The 13,000-nt window shown below is 37.2% G+C and carries 9 protein-coding genes; 1 reads left to right on the top strand and 8 read right to left on the bottom strand.

Annotation, left to right across the window (positions count from 1 at the left end; all coding sequences use genetic code 11):
• Positions 1 to 57 precede the first annotated feature (57 nt).
• Genes ACIQ0C_RS05110 through ACIQ0C_RS05100 form a run of 3 tightly spaced genes read right to left on the bottom strand, consistent with a single transcriptional unit; the run spans position 58 to position 2,969 of the window.
• A complete protein-coding gene (locus ACIQ0C_RS05110) occupies positions 58 to 1,335 on the bottom strand; it encodes a TRAP transporter large permease (protein ID WP_402837497.1) in 1,278 nt (425 codons plus the stop codon).
• A complete protein-coding gene (locus tag ACIQ0C_RS05105) occupies positions 1,332 to 1,904 on the bottom strand; it encodes a TRAP transporter small permease (protein WP_403057644.1) in 573 nt (190 codons plus the stop codon). The genes ACIQ0C_RS05110 and ACIQ0C_RS05105 overlap by 4 nt, the downstream gene beginning before the upstream one ends.
• A gap of 36 nt (positions 1,905 to 1,940) precedes the next feature.
• The gene (locus ACIQ0C_RS05100; protein WP_403057641.1) at positions 1,941 to 2,969 is read right to left on the bottom strand and encodes a TRAP transporter substrate-binding protein; all 1,029 of its coding nucleotides are present in this window, start codon (positions 2,967 to 2,969) and stop codon (positions 1,941 to 1,943) included.
• A 617-nt stretch (positions 2,970 to 3,586) separates the two neighbouring features.
• On the opposite strand from ACIQ0C_RS05100, the gene ACIQ0C_RS05095 reads away from it, so the two are divergent.
• The gene (locus ACIQ0C_RS05095; RefSeq protein WP_403057638.1) at positions 3,587 to 5,323 is read left to right on the top strand and encodes a methyl-accepting chemotaxis protein; all 1,737 of its coding nucleotides are present in this window, start codon (positions 3,587 to 3,589) and stop codon (positions 5,321 to 5,323) included.
• A gap of 76 nt (positions 5,324 to 5,399) precedes the next feature.
• Here the strand turns inward: ACIQ0C_RS05095 and ACIQ0C_RS05090 are convergent, their stop codons facing one another.
• From ACIQ0C_RS05090 to ACIQ0C_RS05070, 5 genes are all read right to left on the bottom strand, one after another.
• A complete protein-coding gene (locus tag ACIQ0C_RS05090; RefSeq protein WP_403057635.1) occupies positions 5,400 to 6,359 on the bottom strand; it encodes a DUF4822 domain-containing protein in 960 nt (319 codons plus the stop codon).
• A gap of 84 nt (positions 6,360 to 6,443) precedes the next feature.
• A complete protein-coding gene (locus ACIQ0C_RS05085) occupies positions 6,444 to 7,145 on the bottom strand; it encodes an ankyrin repeat domain-containing protein (protein WP_403057632.1) in 702 nt (233 codons plus the stop codon).
• 160 nt (positions 7,146 to 7,305) lie between these two features.
• Positions 7,306 to 7,992 (bottom strand): response regulator transcription factor, encoded by a 687-nt coding sequence (locus ACIQ0C_RS05080; protein WP_403057629.1) that lies wholly within the window; start codon positions 7,990 to 7,992, stop codon positions 7,306 to 7,308.
• Entirely contained in the window at positions 7,989 to 9,437 is a 1,449-nt protein-coding gene (locus ACIQ0C_RS05075) for a sensor histidine kinase (RefSeq protein ID WP_403057626.1), read from the bottom strand. The genes ACIQ0C_RS05080 and ACIQ0C_RS05075 overlap by 4 nt, the downstream gene beginning before the upstream one ends.
• A 995-nt stretch (positions 9,438 to 10,432) precedes the next feature.
• Positions 10,433 to 12,691, bottom strand: a complete 2,259-nt coding sequence (locus ACIQ0C_RS05070; protein ID WP_403057623.1) for a metallophosphoesterase — start codon at positions 12,689 to 12,691, stop codon at positions 10,433 to 10,435.
• Positions 12,692 to 13,000 lie beyond the last annotated feature (309 nt).

The following is a 13,000-nucleotide window of genomic DNA, read 5'->3' as shown; positions in this document are numbered from 1 at the left end:
CCTCCTATAAAATAAGATGAATACCAGGATACAGAACCAAATATTTGTTTAATTCCGTTAGGAGGTAAACCATTCTAGAGGAACCAGCACTATGGAAGGAAACAAAATCAACAAGATCAATACAATTACTTCCACGAGCAAGAAAGGCCAAATCCCCTTCATGATTTCTTCCATACTGATCTTACTTATGCCGCACATGACATTTAACACAGTTCCGACCGGTGGTGTAAGTAAACCGATGGCATTATTCAGGATAAACAGGACACCAAAGTAAACGGGATCAATCCCTGCAGCGACCACCAAAGGCATCAAGACAGGTGTTAGAATAAGGATTGTCGGCGTCATATCCATAGCGGTTCCAACAACGATAACCAATAAGTTTATCATTATTAATAGAAGGAATGGATGCTCCATAAATGGCTCCAGTAATCCAATTACCTGACCAGGTAAATCGGCTACAGTTATCAGCCAGGATGATACGAGAGCTGCAGCGACCAGAAACATGACAACACTCGTCATTTTTCCTGCATGTACAAAGACCTCATACAAATCTTTCACTTTCATTTCACGATAGATTACAAGACCGACAAAAATTGCGTAGACTGCCGCCACCACTGCCGCTTCAGTCGGTGTAAATAAACCGAATTTCAATCCACCAATGATAATGACTGGCAGGAATAGAGCCCAAATGCCTTGACGAAGTGAAGTAAGTATTTCTTTTGTTGAAGCTCGGGGGTTAACGGCGACTTTATCTTTTCGTGCGACAATGGCCCAGGTAACCGTAAGTCCAACCGCTAGTAAAATTCCTGGAACGATTCCTGCCATAAACAGCTTTGTAATGGACACACCACTCGCGACACCAAAAATGATAAAGCCAATACTTGGCGGAATGATCGGGGCAATGATACCACCTGATGCAATCAATCCACTTGATCGGTTCACATCATATCCGGATTTCACCATCATTGGAATTAATATAGCCCCAAGCGCTGCAGTATCGGCAACAGCAGATCCTGATAAACTCGCAAACAGCACACTCGCTATGATCGCAACGTAGCCTAGGCCTCCCTTGATATGGCCAACCAAGTTCATTGCCATCTCAACGATACGCCGTGATAATCCGCCCCTATTCATCGCCTCTCCTGCCAGCATAAAGAACGGTATGGCCATTAGAGGGAAGTTATCGGCGCCACTGATTAGATTTTGTGCGATTATTTGACTATCAAAAATACCAAGGAAATACATTAACACTACGCTACTTACAAGTAAGGCAAAGGCAATCGGTATTCCAAGTCCCATGGCTCCCAGTAAAGATCCGACAAATACACCTATCATCCCTGTTTCTCCTCCTTACCGATCCTAATATCTGAAGCGAATTCATCAGCATGGAGAGAAATTAGCTCTTCTGACTCACTTATCATCACCAATTCATCGTCTTTAATTTTATTGAAGAAAACCCGATATAAATTGAAAATGATCATGCTGCCCATTGAAACACTCACAAGAATACCTGTCCCATATACAAATGCCAGTGGCATACCAGTGGCCGGTGCAGTACTATCAATGTTTATCAATGTCATTTTCCAGCTGCCATCCAAGATCAGGATAAGAACGAATAACATCATCAAATCACTAATAACAAGTACCACTTTTTTCATCTTATTCGGGAGCCGTTTGATGACCATATCGACACCTAAGTGTTCTTTGTTTTTGAAAGCTCCGATGGCGCCAAGGAACGTCAACCAAATAAAGAGATACCTTGACATTTCTTCTGACCAAGTAATTCCTGAATTAAAGAAATAACGAAGAACTACATTACCAAACACGAGTACGACCATTATTGCTAAAGCAACTGCCATAATAATGTTCAACGAATTTTCCATGATTCTGGATATTTTATTCACCTATACATCTCCCCCTTCCTATCTAAAGCGCCTTCTTCATTCTGCTTTTATTTTTCCGACCAGCTCCTCCGCCCAGTCATTTTTCTCAAAGACTTCATCATAAACAGGTTGAGATGCTTTTAACATTTTTTGTGAAAAGTCTTCGTCAGGCTTAGTGAATTTGATTCCATTATCCATTAGATATGCTTTGTCATCTTCATAACTTTTTTCCATCAAATCAAACTCATATGCTGCCGACTCCTTTGCTGCTTTTTGAATGATTTTTTGTTGCTCCTTTGTTAGCCCTTTGTAGAATTTGCTATTGATAATGTAAATATTGGGGCTGAACATATGCTTGGATTCCAGTACATCACTTTGAACTTCATTCCACCCCGAGGATCTCAGTGTGGCAATGGGATTGTCTTGGGCATCAACAACCTTTTGTTCAAGTGCGGTAAAAACTTCTGAAATAGGCAATGGGCTAACGTTTGCCCCCAATGATTCACCTAATTTTATGTAATTCGGGATGTTCGGCATTCTGAGTCGAAGTCCGTCAAAATCTTTCATACTCTTAATTTGGCGATTACTCGAAAACATCCTAAATCCGTTTGCACTCCATGCAAGCGGTGTCACTCCATGCTTTGGATCAAGCTCTTCTGTCAATTCCTCTCCGATAGGTCCATTCAATACCTTCTTTACATGATCGTAATCCCTAAATAGGAAGGGCCATTCCGGAACACCCATTTTAGGAATGTCCGACTGCATAATAAGCCCAGGGACACCCATTTCGATTGTTCCGTTTCTGACGCCGTCATAAAATTCTTTTTCTGCACCTAATGTACTGTTCGCATAAATCCGAACCTCTAGATCACCATTACTCTCCTTTTCAACCACTTTTTTGAATTTTTCTTTCAAAGCAATGTTTTGAGGATGATTTTCAGCAAAATAATGTGCCACTTTAATAGTTTTCTTTTCTACTCCAGATCCACTGGTTTTTTCTCCTTCACTTCCACCACATCCTGATAAAAGGAATGCCATTGCAAGAGTTAAGCTTGTGGAAAATACAAAAAGCTTTCTTTTTTTCAATAAAAACCCTCCCCATTTTTTGTAAGCGTTATCATTATGGCTAATCTTAAAAACTTCTCCTCACCCTTGTATAAGCAAAAAACAAATTGTTTTATAATATAAAACTCTGTTCTTGTTTTATTCAGAGTAAGGAAAAAACAATTCACCTCTAATTACGTTTTCACAAGTTGATTCAACTTTTAAACCATTACTTTAATAAAATAAAAGGTAATTTGTTCTATAATATAAAACTCAGTTTTTATATTTGAAATCTTACGTTGATTATAAGCTTCCATTTTTACTAATGTCAAACCATTTTTTTGAATTTTATAACAATTTAACAATTACCCTATTTCACTAATTAATATTTACAGGATTGGCATTCATGAGATTTATTGAATGAGAATGGAAAGATGAAATTCGTTTATTACTATACTAGGATATTTATAGGATAGAAAATCAAACAATTTCAGGTTTTCGTTAAAATACATTCATTACGCCCCCCTCTTACAACAGGTTAAAGAATAAAGCCATAAAAACTCCTTCCGAAGGTTTTAAAAGATCTCATTAAATATATTTAATTATTACCGATATATAAATTATGGTTAATATATAACACGGGGAAGGAATAAACAAAGATGAATAAACTCAGTACGAAAATAGGTTTTGTTCTTTTGACAGGCATGATCATTACATTGATTGGAAGTTTACTATTAATGTATAAAAGTACAAATGATACGGTTGAGAAAACAATCGCCATGAGCAGCTTAGACATAGCAAGCAACATCTCTCAAGGAATAAATCCAACATCTTATGCTGATTTTTTAAATAATCAATCCGAAACCTCTACATATTGGGAGATACGCGGGCAGTTAAATGATTATAGACAAAAAACTGGAGCATTATATGTATATACATTGGGGATTAACGAAAATAGCGAAAAAGTCCATATTCTTGTAGACGGAATGGGTAAGGGAGATAAAAAAGCATCTCCCATTTTAACGCCCACAACCGCTACTTCATTTCAGGATGTAGAAAGCGTCATGAAGGGAAAGGTTTCTACCACTTCCATCATTCATGATCCTGAATATGGTGATTATTTATCCGTTTTTGTTCCCATAAAGAAAGGGAACGAGGTTATTGGTATTCTAGGGGTGGATATTGATGCCAGCAAAGTCGATGCTACGGCCAGCAAGGTTCTGGGTGGCATCCTTCCCCTGACGATAATAATCAATGTAATCTTAATGGCGATTGTGGTGGGGGCCTTAATATGGTTCTTGACTAGAAAGTTAAGCCCGCTTCTCAAGGTCAGCTTGGCTGCAAAGGAAATTTCAAATGGAGATTTATTAACAGCCAATAAACTGATTAGCAACACAAGGGTTAAGGGAAACGACGAAATCAAAGTTTTAGTTAAATCCTTTGAGGAAATGATCACCAATACAACTATGATCGTCAACTCCATGAAAAGCTCATCATTCCAGCTATTGGAATCATCAAGTGATATCGAACACAAAATTAAAGAAATGGATACTTCCACGCAATATATCGTTAATGGGATTCAGCAAGTTGCAGGAGCTGCGGAAGTACAATTGCACAGAAGTGAAGAATCATCGAGGGTCATCGAGGAAATGACTATAGGTATACAAAGAATTGCCGAAGCTTCTTCAGAAGTCAGCGAACAGACAAATCATGTTTCAACTAGGATGTCCATTGGAAATGAAGATATAAATGAACTCTCAAATCAAATTCTGCAAGTAAAAGATGTGATGCGGCAAACAAGTTCAAAAATAAAGAATTTGGACGAACAAGCAAATGAGATTGTGAATATTGTACATTTAATTACAGGAATTGCCGAGCAAACCAACCTGCTATCCCTAAATGCGGCCATTGAAGCTGCTAGAGCCGGTGAACAAGGTAAAGGTTTTGCGGTGGTATCGAACGAGGTACGGAAATTGGCAGTAGGTACGAAGGAATCTGCAATCAATATTCAAGAGTCGCTACTTCATTTTAAATCCATCATAAATGAATCAGTGAAAATGATGGAAACTGGAACTAAAGAGGTAGAGGAAGGGACAAAATTTGTGCTGAATACAAGAGAAACTTTTAAACAGACTATAAAATCTTTTGAGCATGTTAGTGATCAGATTCAAGAAATATCAGCCATTACAGAGCAAATGGCAGCAAGTTCTCAGGAAATCAATGCTTCGATAGAAGATTTTGCAGGATTGACAAGGGAAACTGCAGTGGCTTCAAAGCAAGTGGCACAATCAACCGATCAACAAGCGAAATCAATGGAGGACATTTCCTTCTCCACCTCATCGATGGTAAAGCTTGCTAATGACCTGGAAACATCTGTTGAACGGTTTAACGCTTAAACATCTTGAACCACCATTCTATTACTATATTAAGAAAGGGATTTTGCTATTAATGCAAAATCCCTTTTTTAATATTTTACTTAGTTGATTTTAGTTTCAAATCACCTTCATAAGGTATATGTTCTACTGTTATCGTTATATCTTTTCCCTCTTTATCTTTACCGATTCGTTTATAAGTGAATTTATTTTCATTAAGCTCTGTAAGTTCAAGAACTGCGCCATATTTATTTTCCCCTAGTGAAACATGGGCTCTTATCTTATTTCCGTGAACTACATCGTAATAGCCGTAATCACCACGGCTTTCACCGGTTTTAGCATCAAAAAATTCATACTTATTTGTTTTTTCATCATATTTTGCTAGACCTAAATAATTCGAGTTATAGCTTGATACATCATTTCCCTTTTCATCCAATGCCACTGTTCCTTGCCATGGGGTGCTTGATAAAATTTCATCTCCATCAACATCTGTTTCTACGTCCCCTGTGTAAGTTTCCAAATCTTTGTCTGGATCTGTAAAGGAAAGTTCTGTTTCAGTATAAGGAATATGATCAACAAACACCTCTACGTCATTACCCTTAGCATCTTTACCCATTCTTTTATAGGTGAACATATCCTTATTCAGTTCTGTTATTTCAACAACGGCCTGGTAACCCATCGATTCTGAAATTAAAACTCGCATCTTCCCATTGGTAATAAAGAAAGTTCCCTTATCTCCACGACTTTCTTTTGTATTTTTATCAAAAAATTCATATCTGGATGTTTCACTGTCATATTTCGCGAGTCCAATAAAGTTAGCATTCTCCTTTGTTAAGTCATTATTATTCTTATCATAAACTTTTGTACCTTGCCAATTCGTGCTACTAAGAATTTTAGTCAATTCCTGTCCTGCTGTTAACTTGTTTTCTTGTTTACTTTCTTTGGCAGTTTGTTCCTGCTTCTGGGCACTATGATTTTCTTGTGCGTTTGTGTTACATCCTGTTAGGGCCAATGTTAATCCAAGTAGTATAGATGATGAAATTTTTGCTTTTTTGTTCATTTTTTCGTCTCCTCATATCATATTGTGGTTTTAATTAATTAGTAAGCCAATTGACATTACAAATTGAAAGTATCAGCGATCTGGTTATTTTGCTCCAGCTGTTAGTAAAATTTGTTCAATCTCTTTAAATCCTTTTTCGCGGGCATGTTGTAAAGGGGTCACATTATTATTATCAGGAATGTTGACACCTGCCCCATGTTCTATTAACAATTGGACTGTTCGCTGCTGTTTTCCATCACCATTATTTAAAATGATAGCTTCTAGCAAAGCTGTCCAACCGAGATTATTTACATGATTCACATCAATATCAGTTTTAATTAGGAGTTCTTTAATAACCTCTACATATCCATGTTCCGAAGCAGGGATTAAAGCCGTTCCTCCATAACGGTTGGTTATAGACGGGTCTGCGCCTGCTTCAATTGCAAGTTTAAGTATATCTAGATAACCTTCAGCACCGGCATACAAGAAAGGGCTATTTTTCATGTCATCCTGAATGTTGACGTCTGCACCCGCTTCAATAAGGATTTTTGCAGACTCTACGTCGTTGTTATAAGTCGCAATCATAGTGGCGGTTCGCCCCACCGAATCCTGTGTATTAATATCTGCACCTTGCTCAATCAAACTTCTTATTCTTTCCGTTTCTTTTCGTTCTACTGCTTGAATCAATAGTTCATTCATTCCCTTTCCTGACTCCTTTTGTTGTTTATTTGGCTCTCTTTCGCTATCTAAGACACACCCTTGAAGGATGAATAGGCATCCGATGACAATCGTTAGCCGTCTCCACATGAAACACACCATCCTTTCTCAATCCGTCTCCATTATATTAGTGCCTAATATTAAACTCCCTCTAAACGATTTCTTAAAAAATGATTAACTTATTCATAAAGTTTCTTAATGTTTATAAAAAAATCCCGTCACCTTCGTGACGGGTCATAAAACACTCTATTTAAACATTAAAGCGATACCCTGCTCCCCAAACGGTTTCCAAAAATTTAGGATGGGCAGGATTTCTTTCAATTTTTTCACGTAGTTTCCTGATATGGACAGTGACAGTCGAAACATCTGCAGCCGATTCCAAACCCCAAATATTTTCATAAAGCTGCTCTTTGCTTAATACTTGATTCGGATGCATGACAAAAAACACTAAAGTATCGAATTCCTTTGTTGTAAACGGGACCACCTCCCCGTTTATGTGAACCCTGCGTGCTGACTTATCTATTGAAATTCCATGGACATAGATTGAATTAGATTTGGGGTGACTTCCTGATAAACGTTCATAACGCGCTAAGTGTGCTTTCACTCTTGCAACTAGTTCACTTGGACTAAAGGGCTTTGTAATATAATCATCTGCCCCTAGTCCAAGCCCCCGAATTTTATCAATATCTTCCTTTTTCGCGGATACAAGCAAAATCGGGATATTCTTGACAGCACGTATTTGTTTGCATATCTCAAATCCATTCAACCCTGGAAGCATGATGTCCAAAATGATTAATTGATAATTTCCTTGAAGTGCCTGTTGGAGACCTGCATCACCAGTATGTTGAATATCGACACTAAAATCACTAATTTCCAAATAGTCCCTTTGTAATTCAGCAATACTGACTTCGTCTTCAATAAGTAATATCTTTTTCACATTTCCTCACCTTTCTTTATGGAAAAGAAGACACTTGTACCTATTCCTATCTCACTGGTAGCCCAGATATCTCCTCCATGCTCGTCGATAATTTTTTTTGCGATCGCAAGTCCTAAACCACTTCCGCCTGTCAGGGAATTTCTAGATTGCTCAGCACGATAAAAGCGGTTAAAAATATAAGGCAAAGCAGAAGATTCTATTCCATAGCCATTATCTGTGACTTGTACTACTACATCATATAGTCCTTCATGCAGAGAAATGGAAATGTGTTTTTCATCTTTATTCATATACTTTACACAATTGCTGATCAGGTTGGCCAATACGCGTTTCAGTTTCTCTCTATCCGCCGTTACGTATATCGGTTTATTCAGCTGTTGAAGGTCAATCTGGATTCCTTGTTGAAGTAAATCCAATTGAAGTTCTTCTACGTAGTCTTTCAAATATTTATCTAGTCTGACCGTCTCAAAAGTGAATAGTTCCTTTTTTAAATCCAGCTTGGAAAATAAAAACAATTCATCTATCAATGAATCCATATCTTTTGCTTTTAGGTATACCGTCGATAAATACTTGTCCATTTTCTGTGGGGTGTTTGCTACTCCGTCTTTTATCCCCTCAACATATCCCATAATCGAAGTGATAGGTGTCTTCAAATCATGAGAAATATTGGAAAGTAGTTCTTTGCGATTTTCCTCATACTGAAGCTGAAGGTTTACGGACTCTTTTAATTTTTTTCTCATTTCCTCAAATTCCCTATTCAATTGTCCGATTTCATCATTCGAAGCCGCTTTGATTTCAAAGTTTAAATCTCCTGATTTTATCCGCTCTGCTCCCTCTTTAAGGATTGAGATAGGTTTGATGATGCTTCTTGAAACTAAATAATTTAAAAGTCCAATAATCATTACAAACAGTAATAACAATAGAGCGAATAAAATGGGAAATGACTCCCGAGTCAGCTCGGCATAGGAACTTGCCTTTCTCATTACAAAAATACTTCCTTCACTTTTATCCGAAAAATAAAAATCAAACTTCACATATGTGAAAAAAGAGTCTTTCATTTTGATTGTGTCCCGAGTATTGATGTTCGTTTCTTCGAAAATGGGAAGTGATTGAACCAAACCTAGCTTATCAAATACGGGGGACGCATACTCAATGTTATTACCTTTTCTAACGACAATCTTAATATCTCTATGTTCAAGCTTCATCAGCTGTTCTTCGTTTAGAAGCTGCTCAGGGTTATTTTTTGCCAAAAGCTTTAAATCGAGAAACACACTTTCTTCTACTGCAGTCAAAGGTTTTTGGAGATAAGAGTTTTTATATAAATGCTCTATCGATTTTACATCACCTGTTATTGCAAAAATAAGTAAAAATCCAGCTGCTAAAAATAAAGTGATGGAAATAAGAATTACGCCAACGTAGGACAACAGAAACCTCATTTTAATTGACAAATATGTTCACCCCGTTCGATCTCTCGTTTTCTCTTATATAGAAAAGTTCACCGTTTATCTGCTGTTCCTGCATATGCATGATAATTTTTCTTTGAACTTAAAAAACATATCACACAAATCTTAAAATTTTCTAAAATACATAGAAAAATCCTAATTCATTTTCGGTCTACAGTTTTTTATTTAAAAACACTCCAGCTTGATTTCAAAAATCCGCTCCCTTTCCGCCGACTGTCTGCCAAGCCTCCTCGACGCAAGCGTCTGTGGGGTCTCGGGTAGCCAGTTTTTCGGCAGGAGTGTCGCATATTTCTTCAATCCATTGGGTTTTCAGTTCATTTAAAACAAAAAATCATGCAGTAAAACCAAGTCCTTATTCAGTTTTGCCTGCAGTTTTTTATTTAAAAACGCTCCAGCTTGACTTCAGAAATCCGCTCCCTTTCCGCCGACTGTCTGCCAAGCCGCATCAAAGCAAGCGTCTGTGGGGTCTCGGGTAACCAGTTTTTCGGCAGGAGTGTCGCATATTTCTTCAATCCATTGGGTTTTCAGTTCATTTAAAACAAAAAATCATGCAGTAAAACCAAGTCCTTATTCAGTTTTGCCTGTTTTTTATTTAAAAACGCTCCAGCTTGATTTCAGAAATCCGCTCCCATTTCGCCGACTGTCTGCCAAGCCTCCTCGACGCAAGCATCTAGCGGGGTCACTGCTAAGCTTGTTCTTGTTAAAATATTTTTTTAACCTACCTTTTATAATAATGAAATTATTTATAAATTATCCAAGAATTATATAAAGCTGCACTTCAGCATTCATATTATCTTCACAAAGATACGAAATTAATTAAGCGAAATTCTTTATCAAGCACACGGAAAAGAACATGAAGGTTTAATAGTTTACTATTTGTCCAGAGTTTGTGAGACATAGAGAAAAAGCGAACTTCCTCCATAGGGAAAGTCCGCTTTTTACTTATACGAATTTTAAGAAATGCTCATCTGTTCTTCTCATTAATTTGGTGAGACGATCATTTGGTCATCCAATCTAATATCGTCAATCGACCAAAACCAATTATTTTTTGCATTATGCATTCTCCATTGTAATTTAATAGAAGATGCACCTTCAGGAACCTTAATCGATTTAACTTCATACTTATTCAAAACATGTCCATTTTTATTATCAGAAGCAGCTTTATTGTCATAAACGAGAACTTGTTGTTTTACCCCATTATCAAAGATAGCCGTTACTTCAGCTGTTTGCGTTCCTTCTTGTTTATAGTGAGATGCAAATCCTAAGAATAGATCTTTTGCACCATCAACTTTTACAGAAGGAGAAGTTAATGTACTATCAAAAAAGCCTTTTGATGCTGGTGAACCGTTATCATCCCATTCATCAGGATCCGCTACAGCTATAACACCTTGGCCAAGCTCAAATTTGTTCCGATTTTGGTCTTCTGCCTTTGTCCAAAAGTCCTTTGTTGTAAAGCTCCAACCTTGCCACTCCTCTGTACCAGCTGGCATATTCGAGCTATTTGTAACCGACCAGCCGTTAGGAGCTGTATGGCTCCAACCGAGAATGGAACTTGGAATGTTTTCATTCACTGCTGGCTTTAATGCAGACTCTAATTGGTCAAAACTTTCTCCAAGCATCATGTTGACGAATACATTTATATTCTTGGAGCCGATTATTTGGCCGTCCTCGTAAGCACTGATCGTGAATTGTGATGAACCGGAACTTTCCTTACTAGGTGTAGCTTTTATTTGCAATATTTTTTCTTCAGATCCTGAAAGCTCATACTCAAGTTCATTTTGCTCCACACTCCATCCTTCAGGTGCATCAACTTTAATTTTCCCTTTCACACTGCCATTTCCAAAACTTTTCATCTTCACTTGGAGTGTAGTTGATTCTCCTGTCGTTACTAAAGAAGGAGAAGCTTGTGCTGAGACCATTTCCAATGCTTTTGTCTGACCACCAGCCAATAACATCTTTTTACTGCTATTGTTAAATGAATCCAGTGCTTGTACTTTAATTTCATAATCAGTACCTGGCTTAAGTCCAGCTACCGGGAACTCTATATTCTTGGGCACAGGATCATAATAGAATTCAGAAAATGCGGTGAAGTCTGCGTCTAGCTCCCCTGTTTCCTTGTTTTTGGCCGTAATGTGATAAGAATGTACGAGCACGTTATCTTTTGCCTGAGGAAATGTTACATTTAAACTTCTTAGTGTCGATTTTTCTTTTACAATCGAAGCCTTGTCTGTAACTGCAAAAGACGGTGGCAACTGATCTCGGTCGTCTGTATATTTAAATTTATTTTTTTTAGAAGGATTTTTTATTACCCATGGTTTTCCTGTCCATTCGTCTTTATGAAAGTCACGTTTTTTAATGACAACTTCATTATTATAAACTTCTACAAGCATTCCTTGACTAATATCCCTATATCCTTCTGGATGAAACCCTTGAAGTTTGCCCGGTTCTAATTCCAAATAACTTACAGAAGACGTGCCAACAGACGTAAAGTCTTTTTGATGAATCGTTCTGGGGTCTTCAAGTGGATAATGAGAATGCCCTGAAAATGTAATAACTTGTGGATGTTTCTTTAATGTATCATATAAAAGTTCTTTGTTTTCCTGAGTTCCCCACAAGTCACTTCCATACACAGTGTCTTTAATGTGTTGATGAAGAAAAACAAAGATTGGTTGGTCCGGATTCTCTTTTTCTGCTGCAGCTAACTTTTCACCCAGCCAGTTAATTTGATTAACAGAATATAAACCATGGGTATTACCATTTTCGGGACTTAATGTAATAAAATCATATCCATTTACTTTTTTATGATAGTAAAGGGAATCCATTCCTGTTTTCTCGAGAAAACGATCTTGTGCTTTTTCAACGGAAAGTCCATTCCAATAATCATGGTTTCCCATTGTAAACATGGATTGAACATCACCTTGTTTCTTCTCATTATAAATGGAGAAGAACTTATCATATTCAGTAGCGTATCCATAGTCCGTTAAATCCCCAACGACAACAAAAGCATCCTGTTTAGGCGCTGCTTTGTTTAATTGATCCATGGCTGTTCTAAACTTGTTCATATCAGCAGTTGATCCATCATCAATATGTACATCACTGATTACAGGAAAAACGAGCTCCGGCTTACGTTTATTATCTAAATTTGAAGACTCCGAGTATGCTTGTACACTTGATAAAGAAGTTGTTAATCCTACCGTTACAACTGTCAACATTGCAGCAAATTTATTTTTCGCTTTCAAAATCAATTCCTCCTACTTATCGTTTAGCCCCTTAAAACATGTAATCATTTTACAAAAACACAAAGATCCTCCTTATTTTAAAATTTTTATGGTAATTTCCAATTAAAATAGTAACTTTATATTATTAATAAAATATAACCACCGTGTAATTTATATATTAATAAATCAAAAAAAGGCCTATGGCCAGCATTCACTTTGTTATCGTTTTTCGTATTTGCCTTTGTTTGATGGGAATGGGGTACCTTCCCTTAACTAGGTGGTTACCCATAAAATGGTAAAGTTTATACAGGTGGTAATTGATTCCAAAGT

It is taken from the genome of Peribacillus sp. NPDC096448, assembly GCF_044762675.1.
Classification (GTDB): Bacteria; Bacillota; Bacilli; order Bacillales; family DSM-1321; genus Peribacillus; species Peribacillus frigoritolerans_B.
This window is presented reverse-complemented; position numbering and strand designations above follow the sequence as displayed.

What these genes read in the sequence shown, in the direction of transcription:
- ACIQ0C_RS05085 (WP_403057632.1), bottom strand. Translation starts at nt 7,145, where the DNA reads ATGTGGAGACGGCTAACGATTGTCATCGGATGCCTATTCATCCTTCAA.
- ACIQ0C_RS05090 (WP_403057635.1), bottom strand. Translation starts at nt 6,359, where the DNA reads ATGAACAAAAAAGCAAAAATTTCATCATCTATACTACTTGGATTAACA.
- ACIQ0C_RS05110 (WP_402837497.1), bottom strand. Translation starts at nt 1,335, where the DNA reads ATGATAGGTGTATTTGTCGGATCTTTACTGGGAGCCATGGGACTTGGA.
- ACIQ0C_RS05095 (WP_403057638.1), top strand. Translation starts at nt 3,587, where the DNA reads ATGAATAAACTCAGTACGAAAATAGGTTTTGTTCTTTTGACAGGCATG.